The following is a 21,105-nucleotide window of genomic DNA, read 5'->3' on the forward strand; positions in this document are numbered from 1 at the left end:
TCAGATTAAGCAGAGCATGAGTCGACGAGGAAACTGCTGGGACAACAGCCCGATGGAGCGCTTCTTTAGAAGCTTAAAAACAGAATGGATACCGATGACCGGCTATCGGGATATCGGTGAGGCTAAGGGTGAAATTTCGCGATATGTGACGGGGTATTACAGTCAGCTGAGACCACATCAATATAACGGTGGGCTGACACCCAATGAGTCAGAGCGAAGATACTGGCTTGAATACAAAACCGTGGCCAATTTTAGTTGACCACTACAATCGGAGACTAAATGTGTTTTAGTGGACATTAAGGTGACAGCAAGCACTGAAGGGAATGACGCTGATTTTTGCACATAGCCAAAAGCGCGATTACTTTCTGTATCATGGGTTTTGAAGTAAGTACCGTCCACGCTCATCAGCTTCAACCCACAGCATTGCTCAAATTCACTTTGTTTATCCCATTGCGCCGCAGTGAGTTTGAACAGATAACGCATGGGTTCAAATCCCAGTTTTTCTTTGCCCTTGATAATACTACTGGTCGCCAACGGAGGAAGGTCACCTTTGGCATCTGGGAACGCAAGTTCAAGTCGGTCACAGACCGTTTGAATAGAGCGGTTTCTCAGCAAAGCAATTCCTAGCACTAGCCATACCGCTTGCTCCGCAGGAAAACGACGCTTACGGACAGACGCTCTGCCCGTTTGCTTAACGGCTTCTTCTACCCAGGCTAGCGGAATATGTTTAGCAAAGGCGTTGAGATGACGCTCTTGGCAAAACTCGGCGGTGATCTGTAACTCTTTAGAAAATTCGGACATAAAAAAATCGGTCTCAACAATGTTGAGACCGATTATGGCGTCTGCTCTGGATCGGTCAATTACTTAAAACGATCGACATTAACCTCTGGGGTCGCCTTTTTATTGGGGGTTATCCGATTAGCGCTTATTTCAATGAGAAATAGATGTCGGTTACCAGCTCATGTTCCGCCACTTCCGGGAAGAAGTTGTGGTACTCGAAGTAGAGGGGGAAGTCTCTCAGCTCCTCGCCGCTCTGTGGTAACCATTCGCGGTAGAATTGATAAATTTTATCGTCCATCTGATCGTGGGGCCCCTGATGACGGATCACGGCGCAGCGGCCACCGGGAATAATCTTAGTGATCACCCCAAACCCGTTGGGCGCCACATCCTGAGTGACTGAGCCGCAGATATCGAAATGAAACGCTTCGGGCGGCACGTTATTGGGGTCATTAAAGGGCACGCCTAGGGTCTGGCTGGTGGTGACCGGTGATTCATCCGTCTGTTTGCGCCAGGCGATAAACCGCTGGATCGATTGATTGAGTGTGGCGGGGCTGCCTCTGTGTTCGAGCACTGCGACCTTGATGGGGTCTCTTTGGGTCAGTTCGATTTTCATCTTGTGGTTCCTGATTATGTTGGCCTTGGCATAGTGGGCGTTCCACTGTTCCCATTTGGGCCTCAGCCTGAATTGGGATGGGGTCTGCTGAAACTGCGCCTTAAAACTTCTGGAGAAGGACTCGCTGTTTTCAAACCCCGCATCGAGGGCGATCTCGGTGATCTTGACCTCGGGATGAAACACCAGCCGGTACGAGGCCCGCTTGAGGCGCAACTGGCTGATGTATTTACCCACATTGATGCCGGTATACACCTGAAACTGACGGTGAAAGTGGTATTTAGAAAAGTGGGCCACTTGGCTGAGGGACTCGACGCTCAAAGGCCTGTCTAAATGCCGGGCAATATAATCACAAACTGTCTCAATGCGTTTGTTGTACTCTTGACTGGCTTGTGTATTCATATCGGACCCAATTTCAAGTGAGAGGCCAGTCTACTCGGCCCCGCTGGCTGATACCTGACTCAAATTGCTCAGATGTTAAAATTAGAGTCCGCGGCGTTTCCAGAAGGCGGCGATCTGGCTCTGCTCATCCTTGTGATGCACATTAAAGGTTTTTTCGGCGACAATTTTGCCGCGAAGCTCTAGCGTCATGCGCCACTTGCCCACCTTATTGTGCTCGGGAGCCCAGATGGTATCGCCGAGAAAGAACTTCCAGTCATTGGACTCGACATAGAGCTCGCCCTCGAACGGCGGGCGAATATTGCCATTGTCATCGGGAATGTCCGGATGATAGATGCAGTATTTCAGCAGTTGATTCTTGGCCTTCTTAATCTGTGCCACGAAACCAAATTCGATATCGATTTGCGCCGGCACATGGATTGTCGCCTGTAAAAATTTCGGCAGCTGTTCACTCTCTTCATCCCATTTGCTAAAGATCCCAGCCTGCAGGAGAGTGACATCGGCTTTGAGCTTAGACACGTGTAAATCCGTTCCTTAGTTATGGTACTTAACGGCCATCTCTATCATGGGCTCGCGGCTGGCCTTGGCGGCGCGCAGTCTGGCGAGATAGTTTTGCCACAGATCCACCTGATTGGTGGCTAAGTCGTGCAACACCTTCCAGGAGTAGAGGCCGGTATCGTGGCCGTCGTCGAACACGATTTTCACCGCATAGTTACCCACGGGTGTGATGGCAGCTATGTTGACGTTTTTCTTGTGGGTCACCAGCACAGGATTACCGTGGCCATGCACCTCGGCAGAAGGGGAGTAGACCCGCAGTAACTCGCAGCTTAAGGTATAGGTATTGCCGTCATCGAAGCTGACTTCCAGCAGGCGTGATTTACGCTTGAGTTTTAATCCGCTGACCTTGGGGGAAAATGTAGCACTCATGGTGTTTACCCGTGATTGAGAGGTGTTGATCTAAGTGTAGGAAAAAATGTGGGCCAAACGCTGACCCACATAGTTTGTCGCTTAAGCTTACAGGATAAAGCGGCTGAGATCTTCGTCCTGCACCAGGTTATCCAGATGTGCGTTGACATAATCGGCATCGATCATAGTTGTCGAGCCGGACTTATCCGAGGCCTCGAAGGAGATATCTTCCATCAAGCGTTCCATGACTGTGTGCAGACGACGGGCGCCGATATTCTCGGTGCGCTCGTTCACCTGCCAGGCCGCCTCGGCAATACGCTCGATACCCGATTCGCTGAACTCGATCTTGACCCCTTCGGTGGCCATCAGGGCGACATACTGCTCGGTTAACGAGGCATGAGGCTCGGTAAGAATGCGCTTAAAGTCATTGGCGGTCAGCGCCTGCAACTCGACGCGGATCGGCAGGCGGCCTTGCAACTCTGGGATCAGATCCGAGGGCTTAGACATCTGGAATGCGCCCGAGGCGATAAACAGTATGTGATCGGTTTTCACCATGCCGTGCTTGGTGGTCACTGTGCAGCCTTCAACCAAAGGTAGTAGGTCGCGCTGTACCCCTTCACGGGAAACGTCTGGCCCCGAGGTGTCGCCGCGCTTACAGATCTTGTCTATCTCGTCGAGGAACACGATACCGTGCTGCTCGACCAGATCGATGGCTTGTTCTTTGAGATCTTCGGCATTGATCAGCTTAGCCGCTTCCTCTTCCACCAACAGCTTATAGGCCTCCTTGATCGGCATCTTACGGCGCTTGGTTGCACCCGGTCCCATGTTCTGGAACATGCTCTGTAGCTGATTGGTCATCTCTTCCATGCCGGGAGGCGACATGATCTCAATCCCGACCTGAGGCGCGGCGAGATCTATCTCGATCTCTTTGTCGTCGAGCTGGCCTTCACGCAGCTTCTTGCGAAAGACCTGTCGGGTCGAGGAGTCGCTCTTAGGTTCGCTGTCCCAATCCTCTTTCGGCTTAGGCAGCAGGGCGTCGAGAATGCGCTCTTCGGCGGCCTCTTCGGCTCTGAACTTGCACTTGGTCATCTGCTCTTCGCGGGTGAGCTTGATGGCCGCATCTGTGAGATCGCGGATGATCTGCTCCACTTCCTTACCCACATAGCCCACCTCAGTGAACTTGGTGGCTTCCACCTTAATAAAAGGCGCCTTGGCGAGTTTGGCCAGGCGGCGGGCGATCTCTGTCTTACCCACACCGGTTGGGCCAATCATCAGAATATTCTTGGGTGTGACTTCCTGGCGCAGCTCGGCATCGAGCTGCATGCGGCGCCAGCGGTTACGTAATGCGATGGCAACCGAGCGTTTGGCCGCTTGCTGACCTATGATGTGGCTGTCCAGCTCATGGACAATCTCTCTGGGGGTCATCTCAGACATAATTTTCCCTTAATTCAGTTACCTAAATTAGTAATTCAGTTCTTCAATCGTCTTGAACTGGTTGGTGAACACACAGATATCACCCGCAATGGTCAAGGATTTTTCGGCAATTTCACGGGCGCTGAGATCGGTATTTTCCAGCAGGGCGATGGCCGCCGACTGAGCAAAATTACCGCCAGAGCCGATGGCGATCAGATCGTTTTCTGGCTGCACCACATCGCCGTTACCTGTGATGATCAAGGAACACTCGGTATCGGCCACGGCTAATAACGCCTCGAGTTTGCGTAAGATCTTGTCGGTGCGCCAATCTTTGGCCATCTCGACCGCGGCGCGCATCAGGTGCCCCTGGTGCATCTCCAGCTTGGCCTCAAAGCGTTCAAACAGGGTGAATGCATCGGCGGTGCCACCGGCAAATCCCGCCAGCACTTTATTGTGGTAGAGACGGCGTACCTTCTTGGCGTTTCCTTTCATCACTGTATTTCCCAGTGAGACCTGGCCATCACCGGCGATGACAACTTGATTGTTGCGACGTACTGAAACGATTGTGGTCACGATATTTCCTCTTTTCTAGCCGCCGGGCAGCAGACCCGTGCGCTGAACAATAGTGTAAATATGGGGGGCGCTTCGAATAATTCAAGGGCAAAACCCAATGGGATGATAAATGCTGACTTTTTGGAAAAGTATGACGCGGGACTTAGTACTAAAGTGGGGGTGCGTAAGTTGAAATATAGCCAGTCGGTGATGAGCTTTAATACCTTAGCTCGATGATGAAACGGGAGTCGGCTTCCATACTCTGCCTGTTGGCACTAGTTAATAGCTGGGCGTCGATACCTCAGGTTTCGTGCTCTCATCACCAAGCTCGATGAGTTGCTAGGCCGAGGGGGACTCACATTATGCAGGCAGCCGTTTTCTGCCGTCTGCTTAAGGTGAAACAGGATGAACAATAGCTAGGCTAGTCGCTGAAGGACTAGCACGATATTAATCACAGTAAAGGATATTACTCATGACTAAGTTACTTCCACTTGCCGCCGCGATCGCAATGGCCGTTAGTTCTGCCCATGTATATGCAAATACGGCAACCGCAACTCAAGAAGGTTCAAATAACACGGCAACCATCACCCAGGCTGGTTTTGGTAAAACCGCGACCATTGACACCCTTGGACAATATAGCAGTGCCCAAATCACTCAGTTGGAGGGGTTTGGTGACAATCACCAAGCCTCTATTGATCAGTGGGGCACCTATGAAGTGAGCGCTACAATCACTCAAAGTGGTGATAATCTCGACGCACAAATAAGTCAGAATATTGTGGCATTCTCTTCGGCCACAATTGACCAGTCAGGAGAAGATCAGTATGCCAGTGTGAATCAAAGTGGCAGTTGGGCTCATAATGGTTACCTGACCGCCGATGTGATACAGACAGGTTCTGAGCAGGAAGCTTATGTGGATCAAAGTGGTCAATATAATACCGCCGATGTGATGCAGAGTGGTTGGGATAACTATGCCGATGTGGATCAGATGGGCGACCATGGTTACGCCGATCTGGATCAGGGAGGTTGGCATAACGAAGCTTTTGTCGACCAGTCAGGTGGCGATTATAACAACGCTAGTGTGACTCAAGGGGATTTCAGTATCGGTAATGTTGCCCATATTACTCAATCAGGCTATGGGGTTGGTGGTAATCCTAATAACGCGAGTATAAGCCAGTATGGTTGGAATGATATGGCTTCAATTACTCAGAGTGGTGGAGCGGGGAATACGGCGACAATTACTCAATATTAGATTGAGTTGTTGGTAAGCATTCACTAACTATATTGAGTTTGTCATGATGGCAAGTTTACCGGGGCTTTCAGAGGGTATCAGTCATAGGTGTATTAAAGTTCTCTCTCCACTTTGGTATTGAATGATTGGTACTCTTTGCTTTTTTTGACAGTTTTTTTACTGTTTTGACACTCGTTTTGATCAAAAAAGCCAGCAAGTGATTGCTGGCTTTTTATTTATATATCAATATATTAAATGGTTTGTGCTTTGAGTTTGTAGCAAAGCCTTAGCCTTCCCAAAACCAGATCTGACAGCCGTTTAAACCGCCGCGTTGCAGTATATGACGCTGTCTTTCTGCTGCCCGCTTGCGATCATAAGGGCCTAAAACTACCTTATACCAGACACCGTTGCTACCTTCTGCCCGGCGAACTTGAGCTTCGAGTCCCTGGAAAGCGATCATCGCCTTCATCTCATTGGCCTGAGTCTCTTTTCTGAAGGAGCCGCACTGCATCTGGTAGGGACGCGTTGGCTGAGTATCCTCGGGAATATCGACTTCGACCTGTTTATTTTCCAGTTCCTGCTGATAGGTCCACTCCTCCTTAGGTTTAGGAGGAAGGGCGTTAGGATCTTTCTGTGGCGTCTTAGGCTGAGCCTTGGGTTCAACTACCTTAGTCTTAACCTCAGTATCGGGCGCGCTGTTATTAATACTCCAGAGAAAATAGCCAAAACCGCCGAGTAATCCCGCCGTAATGATAAACAGCAGAAAAGGAAAACGTCTCTGCGGGGCTTTACGCTTACTTACGTTAGCCGCTCTCCTCTTCGCCGGTCTTCTGTTAGCGTAGTCCTTATTGCTCATCTTACTCGCCTTATATTACATGCGTTCCAAGGTTTCGATACCCAGTAGATCCAAGCCTTGTTTCAATGTTTTGGCGGTAAGTTTTGCCAGTAACAAACGACTGTTGCGCTCTTCATCAGAGTCGGCAGCCAGAACCGGGCAGGCTTCGTAGAAGCTGGAGAAGGCGCCTGCCAGTTCAAACAGATAGCCACAAAGTGCGTGAGGTTGACCCTTATCGACCATACGATTAAGCACTTCGCCAAACTGAGCCAGCTTAGTGCCCAGCTCTTTCTCCTTGTCGTGCTCAAGCTTGATGCTGGCCTGACTGAGATCCACATCGCTGGCGCGTTTGAAGATACCGGCAACACGTGTGTAGGCATACAGTAGGTAAGGGGCGGTATTGCCTTCGAAACTCAGCATCTGCTCGAAGCTGAAGATATAGTCGCTGGCACGGTTTTTCGATAGATCGGCATATTTTACTGAGCTGATACCAACCACTTTGGCTATCTGCTCCAGCTCTTGCTGCTCCATATCCGGATTCTTGCTGCGAACCAGTTCAAGGGCGCGAGTTTCCGCTTCCGCTAACAGATCCACCAATTTGACTACGCCGCCAGAGCGGGTCTTGAATGGGCGGCCATCTTCGCCGTTCATTGTGCCAAAGCCCATGTGCTCTAGGCTCATCCCAGGCTTAACGAAATTCGCCTGGCGCGCCAGACTGAAGACCTGCTGGAAATGGAGTCCCTGACGCAGATCCACGAAGTAAAGCGCGCGATCGGCCTTGAGTACATTAGAGCGATAACGCATGGCGGCCAGATCGCTGGTGGCATAGAGGAAGCCGCCATCGGCTTTCTGGATGATCACAGGCAGAGGCTCGCCCTCTTTGGTGTGGAACTCATCCTGGAATACCACCTTGGCGCCATTACTTTCAGACAAGAGTCCCTGGGCGTCGAGATCGATAACCACCTGTTCAAGGTCGTCATTATAGGCACTCTCGCCACGCACATCAGCGCGGGTCAGACTGACCCCGAGACGCTCATACACTTCATGGCAGTGACTCAAAGAGATGTCGTTAAATTCGCGCCACAGTTTGTTGCAGTATTCGTCGCCCGACTGCAGCTCAACCACGAGTTGACGGGCGCGGGTGGCGAACTCTTGCGATTCATCGAAACGAACCTTGGCGGCACGGTAGAAGCTTTCCAGATCCGACAGCTCCACTTGCGCCTGCTCGCCATTTTGAGCGCGAAGCTCTTCCATGTAAGCCAGCAGCATACCAAATTGGGTACCCCAGTCGCCGACATGGTTTTGACGGATCACTTTATGTCCCTGGAACTCCAGTGCCCGCACCACGCTGTCGCCGATAATGGTGGAGCGCAGATGGCCCACGTGCATCTCTTTAGCGAGGTTGGGGGAAGAGTAATCCACCACCACTGTCTGTGGCTCTGGCAGCGTGACACCCAGATGATCGTCATTAAGGGCCGTCATCAGCTGATTGGCTAAGGCGTTTTCGTCGATAAAGAAGTTAATAAAACCGGGACCGGCGATCTCTACCTTGGCCACCTGGCTGTCTTGAGGCAGGTTATCTATGATCAGCTGAGCGATTTCACGGGGATTTTTACGCGCCACTTTCGTTAACATCATGGCGAGGTTGGTGGCAAAATCACCATGGGTTTTGTCTTTGGTTCGATCGACCTGAATACGCGCGTCAAAGTCTGCAGGAATGATCTCTTGCTGTTTGAGGCTGTGAATTGTTTGTTCGAGCAAAGATTGAATATGTGATTTCATGGGCGTTTAATCGACAGTAGCAAAGTTCAATAGAACTAAGATAAAAAGACTCAGGGATAACCGCGTATTCTAGCCGTTTATGGGGGTGAATTGCTATCCTTTGGCGGCAAATTCATGGTCAATTTGGCAGAATTTTACCCAGGTCACCCTCAGAGCAGGTCTTGTGGGTCTCTGTCCAGACTCCAGCGGCATTTCTTCGCTAATGGCAGGGCCTCAATCTGCGGCAATGCCGCCTCGAAAGCCTGTTGCAGCTGGCTGCGCTCTTGTGTCTGGAACATCAATTGGCGGCGATATTTACCGGCTTTTCTGTCCATAGGCGCGGGCATGGGGCCAATGACCTCACACGCTTTATTCTGGGGCAATATGGCCGCCACCTGACCAAGAAAATCATCGGCATCCTGAGGATTATGGGCCTCGGCGCGCAGCAGCAACATATGCCAGGCCGGTGGCAGCAGTGCCTGTCTGCGCTCTTCCAACTGACCTCGGGCAAATTCCCCATAACCTTTATGCATCAGCTCGCGCAGTATGGGATTGTCACTCTGGTGAGTCTGCAGCAGTACAGTGCCCGCCTTGCTCGCCCGGCCTGCACGTCCCGAGACCTGAGTGTAGAGCTGGCCGAAACGCTCCGGCGCGCGAAAGTCGGCGCTAAATAGGGCGCCATCCACATCCAGCAGCCCCACTAAGGTGACGTCGGGGAAATGGTGCCCCTTGGCCAGCATCTGGGTGCCGACCAGAATTTTATACTCTCCCTTATGGATAGCGTTGAGGTGATCCTCAAGTGCGCCCTTACGGCTGGTGGTATCCCTGTCGATTCGCACCACAGGGTATTTAGGAAACTCCTTGGACAGCGCCTGGGCAAGCTGCTCTGTGCCCACGCCTTGCCCCATCAACATGGTACTGCCGCACTGATGACACTGCTTGGGAATAGCGTATTGATTACCACAGTGGTGACAGCGGATCTCCCCCAAGGATTGATGCACAGTAAAAAAGGCATCGCAGCGATCGCACTCGTGTAGATGGCCACATTCGTGGCACAAGAGCGCAGGGGCAAATCCGCGGCGGTTAAGAAACAGCAATACTTGATTACCGGCATCCAGGTGCATGCGCATCTCATTGAGCAGGGGTTGAGACAGGCCGTGTCTTAGCGGCTGATTGCGAATATCGACGATTCCCTGACGGACTTTTTGGCCGGCGCCAGCGCGCTCGCCTAGGCTCAGGTGGTGATAACGTCCTGACAGGGCATTTTGTAAGGTCTCCAGCGAAGGGGTGGCGCTGCCAAGTAATACAGGGATCTGCTCCAGATGGCCGCGCATCACTGCGAGATCTCTGGCATGGTAGCCGACCCCCTCCTGCTGTTTGAAGCTGCTGTCATGTTCCTCATCTAAGATGATCAGTCCTGGATAGCGCATAGGGGTGAAGAGTGCCGAACGGGTGCCGATAATGATGGCCGCCTCGCCACAGCGCGCCTGTCGCCAGGCGTTGAGGCGCTGGTTATCTGTCAGCCCCGAGTGGATCACGGCTATCTGCACATTGAATCTGTATTTGAAGCGGCTGATGGTCTGGGGCGTAAGGCCAATTTCTGGCACTAAGATCAGTGCCTGTTTTCCCTGTTTGAGCACAGTTTCCAGCAGCGCCAGATAGACCTCAGTTTTGCCCGAGCCGGTTATCCCCTCCAGCAGGGTGCAGTGGTAGCCGCTCTGCTGAGTCAAGGTGGCCACGGCTATGGCCTGCTCGGCATTGAGCCTGTGGGGTTCTTCGCCTAAGGTGAGGGTGTCACGCCAGCCCAGATCTAGGCTATTTTCCCTGTCTTTAAAACCGACCCATTCTCTCTCCTGCAGGGCCTTGAGGGCGGTTTTACTCAACCCCAAGGCATCGAACTCTTCCTGAGTTAGTTCACCTTCTCTTAGCTGTTGCATCACTTTACGCTGCGCCGGTGCGCGCTTGAGGGTATCGAGATCGGCACTGCTGCCTTTGCCGGTTAGAGACCAGAAACGTGTGCTTGGGGTGGTGAGCTGAGCGCCTTTACGCAGGGCAACCGGCAGCGCCTGGGAGAGCATCTGGCCAACACTGCAAAAATAGTAGCGCGCCGCCCAGAGGGTCAGTTTATAGAGGGATTCGTTCAGCAGAGGTTCTGGGTCTAACACTTCGAGTACAGATTTGATCTGCGTCGGGGGCAAGTCACAGCTGTCGCTGATCCCAGTGACTAATCCGATTAACTGCTGGCGGCCGAAGGGCACTTTAACGCGCACGCCTATGGCGATCAGGGCGCTATCGTTATCATTAACGCGATAGCTGAAGTTCTGACGCATGGGCACGGGCAAGGCAACTTCGACAAATTGGGGCATAGAGATGGCTGACTCAACTTAAGGTTTCGATAGTGTAACTAGGGGAGTTGGTCAGGGCTAGCCCTATCTTAAGCCCGTTAGCAGGCGCAACGGCTTTTATGACTAAAAATTAAGTCTTGTTAACAGCTTGGCCTACACTTAAATGCAATGGAGAGGGGCATTAGGCATTAAGATTGATGGACGTTATCTGAATGAGGACGGCATGAAAAAATTAACATACACTCTGTTACTTGGCGCGCTTTGGGGCGGGGCGGTTTTGGGCAGTTTTGGTGCCTGGGCGGATATTAGTCATGTAAGTATTAATCAACAGCAGTTTGTCCTCGGCGCCTATCCCAAATTTAAGATTAATATAGTGGCGCAGGATACTCAGCTGGACAGGGTGCAGTTTATTTTGTCCCAGCGCAGTGGCTCCGAGCGTTTGATGGTGCGACCCCTCTCGGATTATCTGCTGGAGGTGACCGGCATAGAGGATGTGACCGACCCGGATGCGCAGCTTATTGTGAAAGAGTATCAGGTTAACCGCTGGGTGGATGTGGAGCGCATTGCCCTGTTTGATGCTCAAAGCGCCGATCTGACTCAGGTTGCTGCGGCGAACTCGGGCTTAGCTCAGACAGGTATATCTCGGGCAGGTTTATCTCATACAGATGCCCCTCTGGCTAGCTCGACTATGAGATCATCCGGCCAGCTTAACCCTCAGTCAATCGAAGCGCATTGCCAGCTGAATTATAAAGGTGGACAGACGCTGTGGCGCCTTGCCAGTCAGTACAGCGGGCAGTGGAACTTGAGCCCCTATGGCGCCATGCTGGCGATCTTTGATGCTAACCCTAAGGCGTTTAACCGCGGTGATATTCATGGCCTAAGGGCCGATGTCAGGTTGAACTGCCCTTCATCTGAGGTGAAACAGCGTTATCTGGATGCTGAGTTGGCAAAACAGACATTTGAGGCCATGTGAGCCTAAAAGGCATGCAATCTTTAGCCTGTTTCTAGCCTATCTCTAGCTTATGACTGTCAAGGTGTAAGCAGGGCTTGTAACTATTGCTGCTATCCTGTACTATCTCGCGCCTAAATATTCTATTAACTGCATGTGGTGTCCGACTTCGGGTTGGAAGTGCGACATGGCCTTTAACTTGAGGTAATCCCAATGAAACCAGGTATCCATCCTGAATATGCAGAAATCACTGCAACTTGTACTTGTGGCAACGTGATCAAAGTAAACTCAACTGCAGGCAAAGCACTGCACTTGGACGTTTGTGGTGCATGTCACCCATTCTACACAGGTACTCAGAAAGTTGTTGATACAGGCGGACGTATCGACAAGTTCAACAAGCGTTTCGGTATGCTTGGCAAGAAGTAATCATTGCTTAGGCGATGAAACGAGAAAAGGCGCTATTGATAGCGCCTTTTTTGTTGCCTGAAATTAATAAGCGCCCGATTATTCAAAGTCTGATCTGCTGAGCTGATTTGTCGGAACCGGGTAGATCCCGTGAGCCAGCTGTTTTAGTGTATAAGCTAAAGTGGTGCATAAGGAGGGATCGCATGACTAAATTTGGACTCGGCATGTTACTTTTCTGTGCCCTTTTTTCCGTTCGAGCAGAGCCAAGCCTTTGTATTCCAACCCACTTTGATCAAACTGTGCAATTAAGCCATGTTATCGATGGCGAGACTTTAGCGCTTACCGATGGACGCATAGTGCGCTTGATTGGCATCAAGGCACCGACAATTGATACGCAATATCCTGAGCTTTCTGAGCCGTTTGCCAATCAGTCGCGCCAGTTTCTTGCCCAGCAACTCAGTGACAAACAGACGCTTTACCTCGCCTTTGATAATAAGCGACTCGACTCTAAGGGTAAGACGCTGGCTTATGTATATACAGAACAGAAGCTGCATCTACAGGAGATGATGCTAAGCCAAGGATATGCCAAGGCCCGCGTTTATCTGAATGATTACTTCTGGCAATGTCTGGACAGAGTCGAGCAGTCGGCCAGAGAGGCAAAATTGGGATTATGGCGTTATCTAGAGTATCAAACTAAGACGGTTGAGCAGTTAAGCCGTGATGATCTCAATCATTGGATAGAGATCAGAGGAGTTGTGACCAACCTTGAAAGAAAAGATCAGAACTGGTCATTAATTGTCGATGAAAAACTGCATATAACTGTGCCCAGCGAACTAAGTCCAAGTTTCACGCAGGTTTTAACAATTAATTTACTTAAAACCTCCATAATTATTAAGGGTGAACTGTATTTTTCTTACGGTAAATGGCAGATAATTACGCATCATCCTTCCCAGATAATCCTATTAAACGAGCCTTAGAGGTTTTTGTTTTATCATAAAGCCGAATTTTATAATCTTTTGTTTAAAAAATAGCTTATTTCTAGTATCTTAGCGTCCCAAAGATTACGCTGGTCAGTTCGATGTTTTCCGATGAAAGTGTCGGGTTTACTGGCGATCAAAGATTAAGACCTCACTACTGACTTATTTGCCGCATTTTCAGGATTATTAAAATGGCCGACTTTCGTCAACAAGCACTCGACTATCATGAATTTCCCGTTCCAGGAAAAACAGCAGTCACTCTGACTAAACCTGCACAGACCAGTATGGATTTGGCGTTGGCCTACAGCCCTGGCGTGGCCGAGCCGGTGCGTGAAATTGCAGCCGATCCCGAGACAGCTTATCGATATACGGCTAAAGGCAACACAGTGGCGGTGATTTCGAACGGTACCGCCATCCTAGGGTTAGGCAACTTAGGCCCCTTAGCTTCTAAGCCTGTGATGGAAGGTAAGGCGCTGTTGTTTAAACATTTTGCTAATATCGATGCCACAGATATCGAAGTGAAACATCGCACTGCCGAGGAGTTTATCAACACAGTCGAGGCGATTGCCGATACCTTCGGCGGTATTAACTTAGAGGATATCAAGGCGCCCGAGTGCTTTGAGATAGAGAAAGCCCTGATCGAGCGTTGTAACGTGCCTGTGTTCCATGATGACCAACACGGTACCGCCATTGTGACAGCCGCGGGTATGATCAATGCGCTGGAGATCCAGGGTAAGGCGATCGATAAGGCTGTTTTTGTCTGCATGGGCGCGGGTGCGGCAGCGATTGCTTGTATGACTATGCTGGTGAAGTGTGGTGTGCAGCGCGAAAACGTTTATATGTTGGATCGTAAAGGGGTGATTCATACTCGTCGTGAAGATATCAATGAGTATAAGGCGCTGTTTGCGAACAACACAGATAAGCGCACACTGCAGGATGTGATCAAAGGTGCCGATGCGTTTTTAGGTCTGTCGGGTGCCGATGTGCTTAAGGCGGAAGATGTGAAGTTGATGGCTGAAAATCCAGTGATTTTTGCCTGCTCTAATCCAGATCCTGAGATCAGACCTGAAACAGCCCGTGACGCAAGGCATGATCTGATCATGGGTACAGGCCGCAGCGATTATCCTAATCAGGTGAACAATGTGCTCTGCTTCCCCTTTATTTTCCGTGGTGCCCTGGATGTACGGGCATCAAAGATCAACGATGAGATGAAGCTGGCGGCTGTGCATGCTATTGCAGATCTGGCCAAGGAGCCTGTACCCCAAGAGGTGTTAGCAGCTTATCCGAATGTGACCGAATTGAGTTTCGGTCCCGATTATGTGATCCCTAAGCCAATGGATAGCCGTTTACTGGATAGAGTTGCTAAGGCTGTGGCCCAGGCGGCGATCGATTCGGGTGTGGCCGCGATTAAGCAGCTACCCGCCCATTATCAGGACTGAGCCATAAATAACTGAAAAAAGGGCCTTAATGGCCCTTTTTTTTCATAAGTACTTTGCTCAATGGGCTGAATGGCTGTAACTTGATTGGCATATTTGATTTTTATGGTAAATTTAGCGATTGATTTAAATACTCTTGATCTAATTTTGCCCATTTTACTCGATGTAAGCAGTACCAACGAATAAGAATAATCCTGCAGGAAGCGGAAATGAAACTGACCGAATTGTTAACTAAGAAATTGACAGCCTTCTGGTTTTTATCCCTTGCTGCCGTCGCCTTTATTTTTCTGATCATCTCCTTTTTTAGTTTTGTTCAGCTCTCCTACAAAACCCAGCAACAGCAGGTGACAAAGCTGGAAACCATACTGTTTGAGCATGAGCAGCATCAGCTTAAACACCTGCAGCTCTGGTTACCCCAGATATTGTCGGCCTATCATACCCAGCGTTTTACTCTCACACGTCAGGGCGAGGTCATCTTCGAGTATGACAGCCAGACGCCTTCGCAAAACGTGATCCAATATGATCGTAAGGTTACCGGCCCTATGGCCTTGGCTTTTGAACTCCAGGTTAACCGCCCGCAGCTTTGGGATAATGTCACCTGGCAGGGCGCTCTGATCTTACTGCTAGGCTTGAGTGCAATTGGGCTGTTTGTGCGTTGGGGCTATCTCTGGTTAAGGCAGCAACTCAAAGGGGTGGAAGACCTGGCTAAGCGCAGCCACCTAATACTGTCTGGGGAATACGATAGGGCGCTGGCCGAGAGTGCCAGTGGCCGTCCCAGATTGATCAACCGGGCCCTAACCCGCATGTTGCTGGAGCTGGAAGATGCCCGAAAACAGCGGTCGCGTTTCGATCAGTTTATTCGCTCTAACACTTTCTTGGATCCTGAAACCGGAATAGGTAACCGCCTGTTTTTAAAGAATCGTCTCGATGCCCTTAGCGATCAGAATGGCATGATGGCCCCTGGCGCCCTGTTGTTACTTGAGGTAAACGATCAAGCGCTTTGGCAGCATGAGTTCGACGAAGCCCATATCAGGGAGTTTTTTACACAAACCATCAGCAGTATAGGCCAGATACTCGACAGTCAGGCCAACAGCATTTTTGCACGGCGTTCCCATCAGCAATTGGCGATAGTGGTACCGCAGATCTCCCTTGTGGATGTAGAAAAACTGACAGCCAAACTGCTCAAGGTGTGCTTGTCTCAGGTGCTGGATGGAGTGGATAACCGCGACGATCTATTCCACATTGGTGTGGCTTACTTCAAGGTCGGCGAGTCAAAAGAGCAGTTATTTGAAGAGGCTGAAATGGCGCTGAGGGCCGCCCAGTTTCAGGGGGGCAGTAGCTGGTTTATGTATGACAAAGGTGTGCTGGATGAGGAGTTTGCCAGAGGCTCGGTTCGTTGGCGCAGCTTCCTGGAATATGTTTTGGTCAATAAGCGCGTGGTGACATTTTCCCAGCCTGTGGTGGATAGCGATGGGCGGGAGCATCACCGCGAGGTGTCATGCAGGCTGAGAGACAACAGCGGTAACTTGGTGCGTGCGACCCTGTTTCTGCCTATGGCGATTAAGTGTGGACTGACACCGCAGATAGAGCGGCAGGTGATAGAAAGCGTCTTGTTTGATCTCTTACTCAACCCCAAAAATAGTCAGGCACGCTATAGCATCAACCTGAGTCTGGATACCCTGACAAGCCGAGCGTTTATTCGTTGGCTCACCACTAGCTTATTAGAATACCGCCATCTGGTGCCTAAGCTGATTTTCGAGGTCAACGAAGATATCTTAGTGAGCAATATCGATAAGCTGAAAGATAACCTGAATATGATCAAAAAGATGGGCGCCACTTTATGTGTCGACCGAGTGGGTCAGAAAGTGGTGAGTATGGAATATATCAAGAGTTGTCAGATTGATATCATCAAACTGCACCGCTCAATCGTGAGACAGATACATCTGCGTCAGGAAAATCAGTTGTTTATCCGCAGTTTGATCGGCGGCTTATACCGTTCAGACGTCCAGTTTTATGCCGATGGAATCGAAACATTCGAAGAGTGGCAAACTTTGAAAATTTTAGGCATAGGCGCCGGGCAGGGGAGTTTCTTTGGCGATCCGGTCGAGGAACGCGAGTAGACGCCTTGGCATTATAACAAAGTTTAAATTTTGTCACTTTTTATATAACTCCTAGATATGTGTCCTCCATCTAATTGACAGTGTTATTTGCTACTCAGAGCCATGAACTCTGGTTACAATAAGGACAATTTTTTGACTCTTGATAAGACCTTGGTTACCAAGGCTAAAAATAAAATCATCAGTTAAAGCGTATCCATGTATCGATAGTCCATCATACAGGGAATTTTATAGGGAATTATTTTTTGAAAAGGCTGGCTTTTTGGCAAAAAAAACATAAGCGCGTCGATATAGGCGTTTATGTCACTTCAGAACGGCTAACCCTCTCTCATGCCGATGAGTCTGCACCCTTAGAGCAAATATCTTTCGCGGGGCAGGATTGGTATGCCGCCTTGGCCATCTTGGCGCAGCGGCTTCCAGGGGCACACCTGCAAATTGTCTTAAACTCCGCTTTTTATCAGCTGTTAGTCGTGGATAAACCGGCCGTCGAGGCGGCGGAAATCCCTCAGGCGCTGGTGTGGTCAATCAAGGATATGGTCGCACGTCCGGTCAATACACTGCATTTTGATTATTTTGAGCCCCCCGAATCCACACAAAACAAGTTAAACCTGGTGGTGGTTGAGCGGGAGTTTTTGAGTGAGATGGCTCAGGCTGCCGAGAAATATGGCCTAGTTATTTCTACCGTGAGCATTGAAGAGATGGCGATAAGTAACCTGTCCGTGACAGAAAGCTTGGCCAAACTGGTTCTACTTCATGAGCCTAATCAAGAGCTTAAGCTAATAATCGTCAAGCAAGGTCAGCTTTTCATGCAGCGTACCGTGCGGGGATTTAACCAGATAGACAAGGTTTCAGGCGAAGATTTACGCTTAGGTGTAGCCGATAGTTTGAGCCTAGAGTTACAACGTTCCATGGACTACTTCGAGAGTCAGTTACGTCAGGCGCCTGTTGCCGAGATAGCATTGTTGATGGGCGGCGACACTGGGGTGTTGGCTGAATTACTGGCGGCACACTTCTACCAGAAGGTCGCTATTGTGCCCTGTGCCTCTGTGGGTGAACAGCTCGCTAAACTCGCCTGTCTGGAAAGTAAACACCAGCAGGAGGCGGCGTGATGACGGCTAAACTAAGGGTTAACCTCTTTAGTGACTCACTGCTTCCCCCTAAGCTTGGGCTCTCTTTTAGCCGTTTAACAAAGCTGGCCCTGACGCTGCTGCTCCTGTTGCTGCTGGCCAACCTTTACTACTTGTTTGAAGTCAAAGCACTGCAAGAGCACAAAGCGGAGCTGCTGAGCCAGAAAGCTGATTATGACAGCCAAAAAAGTTCGCTTGAACAGCAGCTTAAGCAACATTTTGCCTCAAAATCCTTAATGGATGAAGCCGAACTGTTAGGCCTGCAGATAGCCTTGAAACATCGTCTTCTCGGTGAGCTCGGCGAAGTTAAAAAGCTTCAGAGCCGGGGCTACTCTGAGTTACTGACAGATCTTGCCAAGATAGCCGATAGCCGGGTCTGGCTGAGCCGCATTCATGTGATTGACGATAGCGTTGAATTTGAGGGCTTTAGCAGTGAACCGGCGCAGGTGCCCGATTGGGTTGAGCGTTTGCATAGAGTCGAACTCTTAAAAGGCCAGTCATTCAAAACCTTAACTATGGAGCGAGGCGAAAATCAGCCCTTGTCTTTTGTGCTGACGAGCAAGATAAAAGAGGAGTCGGTTCAATGAGATCCCGCTTAAATAAGCTAGCCGGGCATTTCGACCAGCTCTCACTGCGTGAGCGAACCATGGTAAGCCTGGCGATCATACTGTTTGTGGCCGTGATAATGTATCTCCCTCTGGAATCGCAACTCGTCGAATATCAGAGTGTGAGGCAGCAGATAACAGGACTCTCAGCCGAGAATGCCACCTCACAGCAGCAGATAGCGCTCTATCAGGAGAGATTGAAGCAAGATCCCGATGAGGGCGTGCGCCAGCGCTTAACTGTGCTTAGGCAGCAGATGGAGAATGTCGATCAACAACTCGCCTTCCAGATGGTGGATATGGTGCCCGCAAAACAGATGCCCACCATGCTCAGAGAGCTGTTAAAGCGGGTGAAGGGCGTTAAGTTAACCGGCTTCGATACACTGGCTCCGACCCCATTCCTGCTTGGTGATAACGAAGAGAAGCTCAATATTTACAGCCATGGCATGAAGCTGACCTTTGAAGGGGATTATTTCTCCACTTTGGCGCTGGTCAGTGCCATAGAAGCCATGCCAAACAAGCTGTACTGGAAGCAATTGGATTATCTGGTCACCGGCTATCCCAAGGCGAATGTCACGCTGGCCCTATACACCCTGAGTATTAATAAGGATTTTATCAGTGTCGCTAATTAATTTTTTAATTAAGTGCCTGGGCGGTAGCGTTATTTTATTGCTGTTTTTGCCTGGCGCACTAGTGCAGGCTAAGGATGCCCAGACCCTTAGGGATCCGACCCGTCCGGGTATCGGGGTCTCTTCCCAGGGGGCAGGGCAGACTCAGGGTAAAGAAAAATTAAAGTTAAACAGTGTATTAATTTCTAATCACACGGCCACAGCGGTTTTTAACAATAAGCTGTTTAAAGTAGGAGACGCACTGCAGGGCGTGAAAATTGTACGCATCGAACAGGCGGGTGTCTGGTTGGCCGATGGGCGTAAATTCAGTCTGTATCCTGCCGTGATTGGGACCAAGGGAAGTAGAGAATAGATGAGAACAATAACAAGCATGACGCCACTGCTGGCCTTACTGTTAGTTGCGTGCCAAACCACAGACAGACCACAGCCAGTGGAATCTAAGGCGGCCCTGTCCCATTCGCTTGAAAATAAGGCTGCGCAGTCGGCGCAGCAGCCTCCAGCGGTCAAGATGCCTGAGTCGGTGCAGCGTGAACTCAGTTCGGCTTCCCTGTTAGGTGGCGTTTCGCCGCAGGCTCCCGTTGAACGACGTTTCGATGTTTCGGCCCATGATGTCGATGCCAGAGTCTTTTTCTCAAGCCTGGTACAGGGCACGCCGCTGAGCGTTGCCGTCCATCCCGATGTGTCTGGTACCATCTCTTTGTCGCTCAAAGAGGTGACCCTGAGTGAAGCTCTGAAGGTGGTGGAAGATATCTATGGCTATGAAGTGAGCCGAGCGGGCCGGGTGCTGCGGGTGTTTCCCGCCGGGATGCGCACCGAGACCATAGCGCTCAATTATCTCTATATGGAGCGTCAAGGCTTATCCCTGACCTCAGTCAACTCGGGTCGAATCTCAGACAATAACAATAGTAATAACAGTAACAACAATAACGGTAACAATAACAACAGCAATTACAGTAACGGTAGCAACGGCTCGAACGGCAACAGCAACGACACCACCAATGGCACCTTTATTCGCTCTAATACCAAGACAGATTTCTGGGGCGAACTGAAAGACACCTTGGTCTCTATCGTGGGTCAGACAGACGGTGGGCGTCAGGTGGTGGTTTCGCCTCAGGCGGGATTGGTCACAGTGCGTGCCTATCCCAATGAGCTACGTCAGGTGAAGGCCTTTATCAAGCAGGCCGAAAGCCATCTGCAGCGTCAGGTAATTCTGGAAGCCAAGATCTTAGAGGTGACACTATCCGACGGATATCAGCAAGGTATTCAGTGGGATAACGTGCTTGGCAGCGCCTTTGCCAACGGTAATACCAAGATCAACTTCGGCACCTCGCCAGGCAGCTTCGGCGATGCTATTACCGGCACCTTGGGCGGTGTGACCTCGATTAATGTTCAGGGCTCAGATTTTGGCGCCATGATCACCCTGCTCGATACCCAGGGCGATGTCGATGTGCTCTCCAGCCCAAGAGTGACAGCGTCCAATAACCAGAAAGCGGTGATCAAGGTAGGTAAGGATGAATACTTTGTTACCGATGTCTCCTCGACTACGGTCGCCGGTACAACCCCTGTGACCTCGCCCGAGGTTGAGCTGACCCCCTTTTTCTCCGGTATCGCCCTGGATGTCACGCCTCAGATAGATGAAGAGGGCAATGTGCTGCTGCATGTTCATCCCTCGGTTATCGATATCAAAGAGCAGAACAAATCGATCAAAGTCTCCTCTGAGACCTTGGAACTGCCCCTGGCCCAGAGTGAGATCCGCGAGTCAGATACTGTCATCAAGGCCCGTAATGGCGATGTGGTGGTGATTGGCGGCCTGATGAAGAGTGAGAATATCCAGCAATCCTCTAAGGTGCCGCTGCTGGGAGATATTCCCCTGATAGGTGAGCTATTTACTAATCGTTCTAACTCATTGAGGAAAACCGAGTTGGTGATTCTGCTTAAGCCGACAGTGGTGGGCGCCTCCACCTGGCAAACCGAGCTTGAACGCTCCAAGGCCCTGCTTGATCGCTGGTATCCTCAAGAGAGTGGGGAGTAAAC

Annotated in this window: 21 protein-coding genes; 12 read left to right on the forward strand and 9 right to left on the reverse strand. The window is 50.4% G+C overall.

All coding sequences use genetic code 11. From position 1 onward, the window contains the following. Positions 1-259: integrase core domain-containing protein (locus LZP69_RS11390; RefSeq protein ID WP_234200712.1), on the forward strand; the 259-nt coding region annotated here is incomplete at its 5' end. Here the strand turns inward: LZP69_RS11390 and LZP69_RS11395 are convergent. The 6 genes from LZP69_RS11395 to hslV form a co-directional block, all read right to left on the reverse strand. Continuing rightward, positions 178-801, reverse strand: coding sequence for a transposase domain-containing protein (locus LZP69_RS11395; protein ID WP_234200714.1), 624 nt, complete (start codon positions 799-801; stop codon positions 178-180). The genes LZP69_RS11390 and LZP69_RS11395 overlap by 82 nt on opposite strands. Positions 802-925: 124 nt before the next feature. Continuing rightward, complete coding sequence (locus LZP69_RS11400; RefSeq protein WP_234200715.1) at positions 926-1,792, reverse strand: AraC family transcriptional regulator; 867 nt, start codon at positions 1,790-1,792, stop codon at positions 926-928. 81 nt (positions 1,793-1,873) lie between these two features. Next, on the reverse strand, positions 1,874-2,308 hold the full coding sequence (locus tag LZP69_RS11405; protein ID WP_234200716.1) for a DUF3859 domain-containing protein: 435 nt from the start codon (positions 2,306-2,308) through the stop codon (positions 1,874-1,876). 15 nt (positions 2,309-2,323) lie between these two features. Then, complete coding sequence (locus LZP69_RS11410) at positions 2,324-2,716, reverse strand: gamma-butyrobetaine hydroxylase-like domain-containing protein (RefSeq protein WP_234200717.1); 393 nt, start codon at positions 2,714-2,716, stop codon at positions 2,324-2,326. An 87-nt stretch (positions 2,717-2,803) separates the two neighbouring features. After that, a complete protein-coding gene (hslU, locus tag LZP69_RS11415) occupies positions 2,804-4,129 on the reverse strand; it encodes an HslU--HslV peptidase ATPase subunit (protein WP_234200718.1) in 1,326 nt (441 codons plus the stop codon). 27 nt (positions 4,130-4,156) lie between these two features. Next, positions 4,157-4,681, reverse strand: a complete 525-nt coding sequence (hslV, locus tag LZP69_RS11420; RefSeq protein ID WP_234200719.1) for an ATP-dependent protease subunit HslV — start codon at positions 4,679-4,681, stop codon at positions 4,157-4,159. 451 nt (positions 4,682-5,132) lie between these two features. Between hslV and LZP69_RS11425 the strand changes: the two genes are divergently transcribed. Further along, positions 5,133-5,909 carry a hypothetical protein gene (locus LZP69_RS11425; RefSeq protein WP_234200720.1) on the forward strand — a complete coding sequence of 259 codons (777 nt, stop codon included), beginning with the start codon at positions 5,133-5,135 and terminating at the stop codon, positions 5,907-5,909. A gap of 265 nt (positions 5,910-6,174) precedes the next feature. On the opposite strand, the gene LZP69_RS11430 is transcribed toward LZP69_RS11425, so the two are convergent. The 3 genes from LZP69_RS11430 to priA all read right to left on the reverse strand — a co-directional run bounded on the left by LZP69_RS11430 (position 6,175) and on the right by priA (position 10,850). After that, a complete protein-coding gene (locus LZP69_RS11430; RefSeq protein WP_234200721.1) occupies positions 6,175-6,744 on the reverse strand; it encodes an SPOR domain-containing protein in 570 nt (189 codons plus the stop codon). A 15-nt stretch (positions 6,745-6,759) separates the two neighbouring features. Further along, the gene (gene argS / locus LZP69_RS11435; protein WP_234200723.1) at positions 6,760-8,505 is read right to left on the reverse strand and encodes an arginine--tRNA ligase; all 1,746 of its coding nucleotides are present in this window, start codon (positions 8,503-8,505) and stop codon (positions 6,760-6,762) included. Between the two features lie 149 nt (positions 8,506-8,654). Continuing rightward, entirely contained in the window at positions 8,655-10,850 is a 2,196-nt protein-coding gene (gene priA, locus LZP69_RS11440; RefSeq protein WP_234200725.1) for a primosomal protein N', read from the reverse strand. Positions 10,851-11,052: 202 nt separating this feature from the next. On the opposite strand from priA, the gene LZP69_RS11445 reads away from it, so the two are divergent. The 10 genes from LZP69_RS11445 (at position 11,053) to mshL (ending at position 21,103) form a co-directional block, all read left to right on the forward strand. Beyond that, on the forward strand, positions 11,053-11,802 hold the full coding sequence (locus tag LZP69_RS11445; protein ID WP_234200726.1) for a FimV/HubP family polar landmark protein: 750 nt from the start codon (positions 11,053-11,055) through the stop codon (positions 11,800-11,802). Between the two features lie 189 nt (positions 11,803-11,991). Further along, entirely contained in the window at positions 11,992-12,204 is a 213-nt protein-coding gene (gene rpmE / locus LZP69_RS11450; protein WP_025009259.1) for a 50S ribosomal protein L31, read from the forward strand. Between the two features lie 182 nt (positions 12,205-12,386). Further along, positions 12,387-13,160, forward strand: a complete 774-nt coding sequence (locus LZP69_RS11455; RefSeq protein WP_234200728.1) for a thermonuclease family protein — start codon at positions 12,387-12,389, stop codon at positions 13,158-13,160. Between the two features lie 191 nt (positions 13,161-13,351). Further along, positions 13,352-14,599 (forward strand): malic enzyme-like NAD(P)-binding protein, encoded by a 1,248-nt coding sequence (locus LZP69_RS11460; RefSeq protein WP_234200729.1) that lies wholly within the window; start codon positions 13,352-13,354, stop codon positions 14,597-14,599. Positions 14,600-14,805: 206 nt separating this feature from the next. After that, positions 14,806-16,716: an RNase E specificity factor CsrD gene (gene csrD / locus LZP69_RS11465; protein ID WP_234200730.1), complete on the forward strand. Its 1,911-nt coding sequence runs from the start codon at positions 14,806-14,808 to the stop codon at positions 16,714-16,716. A gap of 242 nt (positions 16,717-16,958) precedes the next feature. Next, complete coding sequence (locus LZP69_RS11470; protein ID WP_234200731.1) at positions 16,959-17,822, forward strand: MSHA biogenesis protein MshI; 864 nt, start codon at positions 16,959-16,961, stop codon at positions 17,820-17,822. Next, positions 17,822-18,427 (forward strand): PilN domain-containing protein, encoded by a 606-nt coding sequence (locus LZP69_RS11475; RefSeq protein ID WP_234200732.1) that lies wholly within the window; start codon positions 17,822-17,824, stop codon positions 18,425-18,427. The genes LZP69_RS11470 and LZP69_RS11475 overlap by 1 nt, the downstream gene beginning before the upstream one ends. Further along, positions 18,424-19,074 (forward strand): MSHA biogenesis protein MshJ, encoded by a 651-nt coding sequence (locus tag LZP69_RS11480; RefSeq protein ID WP_234200733.1) that lies wholly within the window; start codon positions 18,424-18,426, stop codon positions 19,072-19,074. The genes LZP69_RS11475 and LZP69_RS11480 overlap by 4 nt, the downstream gene beginning before the upstream one ends. After that, positions 19,061-19,423: an MSHA biogenesis protein MshK gene (locus tag LZP69_RS11485; RefSeq protein WP_234200734.1), complete on the forward strand. Its 363-nt coding sequence runs from the start codon at positions 19,061-19,063 to the stop codon at positions 19,421-19,423. Before LZP69_RS11480 ends, LZP69_RS11485 begins: the two co-directional genes overlap by 14 nt. Further along, the gene (gene mshL, locus LZP69_RS11490; protein ID WP_234200735.1) at positions 19,424-21,103 is read left to right on the forward strand and encodes a pilus (MSHA type) biogenesis protein MshL; all 1,680 of its coding nucleotides are present in this window, start codon (positions 19,424-19,426) and stop codon (positions 21,101-21,103) included. Positions 21,104-21,105: the final 2 nt, after the last annotated feature.

This window comes from Shewanella sp. AS1, assembly GCF_021412565.1.
GTDB lineage: Bacteria > Pseudomonadota > Gammaproteobacteria > Enterobacterales > Shewanellaceae > Shewanella.

What these genes read in the sequence shown, in the direction of transcription:
- LZP69_RS11430 (WP_234200721.1), bottom strand. Translation starts at nt 6,744, where the DNA reads ATGAGCAATAAGGACTACGCTAACAGAAGACCGGCGAAGAGGAGAGCG.
- priA (WP_234200725.1), bottom strand. Translation starts at nt 10,850, where the DNA reads ATGCCCCAATTTGTCGAAGTTGCCTTGCCCGTGCCCATGCGTCAGAAC.
- LZP69_RS11410 (WP_234200717.1), bottom strand. Translation starts at nt 2,716, where the DNA reads ATGAGTGCTACATTTTCCCCCAAGGTCAGCGGATTAAAACTCAAGCGT.
- LZP69_RS11480 (WP_234200733.1), top strand. Translation starts at nt 18,424, where the DNA reads ATGAGATCCCGCTTAAATAAGCTAGCCGGGCATTTCGACCAGCTCTCA.
- LZP69_RS11400 (WP_234200715.1), bottom strand. Translation starts at nt 1,792, where the DNA reads ATGAATACACAAGCCAGTCAAGAGTACAACAAACGCATTGAGACAGTT.
- mshL (WP_234200735.1), top strand. Translation starts at nt 19,424, where the DNA reads ATGAGAACAATAACAAGCATGACGCCACTGCTGGCCTTACTGTTAGTT.
- LZP69_RS11475 (WP_234200732.1), top strand. Translation starts at nt 17,822, where the DNA reads ATGACGGCTAAACTAAGGGTTAACCTCTTTAGTGACTCACTGCTTCCC.
- csrD (WP_234200730.1), top strand. Translation starts at nt 14,806, where the DNA reads ATGAAACTGACCGAATTGTTAACTAAGAAATTGACAGCCTTCTGGTTT.
- LZP69_RS11445 (WP_234200726.1), top strand. Translation starts at nt 11,053, where the DNA reads ATGAAAAAATTAACATACACTCTGTTACTTGGCGCGCTTTGGGGCGGG.
- LZP69_RS11395 (WP_234200714.1), bottom strand. Translation starts at nt 801, where the DNA reads ATGTCCGAATTTTCTAAAGAGTTACAGATCACCGCCGAGTTTTGCCAA.
- hslU (WP_234200718.1), bottom strand. Translation starts at nt 4,129, where the DNA reads ATGTCTGAGATGACCCCCAGAGAGATTGTCCATGAGCTGGACAGCCAC.
- rpmE (WP_025009259.1), top strand. Translation starts at nt 11,992, where the DNA reads ATGAAACCAGGTATCCATCCTGAATATGCAGAAATCACTGCAACTTGT.
- LZP69_RS11425 (WP_234200720.1), top strand. Translation starts at nt 5,133, where the DNA reads ATGACTAAGTTACTTCCACTTGCCGCCGCGATCGCAATGGCCGTTAGT.
- LZP69_RS11460 (WP_234200729.1), top strand. Translation starts at nt 13,352, where the DNA reads ATGGCCGACTTTCGTCAACAAGCACTCGACTATCATGAATTTCCCGTT.
- argS (WP_234200723.1), bottom strand. Translation starts at nt 8,505, where the DNA reads ATGAAATCACATATTCAATCTTTGCTCGAACAAACAATTCACAGCCTC.
- LZP69_RS11455 (WP_234200728.1), top strand. Translation starts at nt 12,387, where the DNA reads ATGACTAAATTTGGACTCGGCATGTTACTTTTCTGTGCCCTTTTTTCC.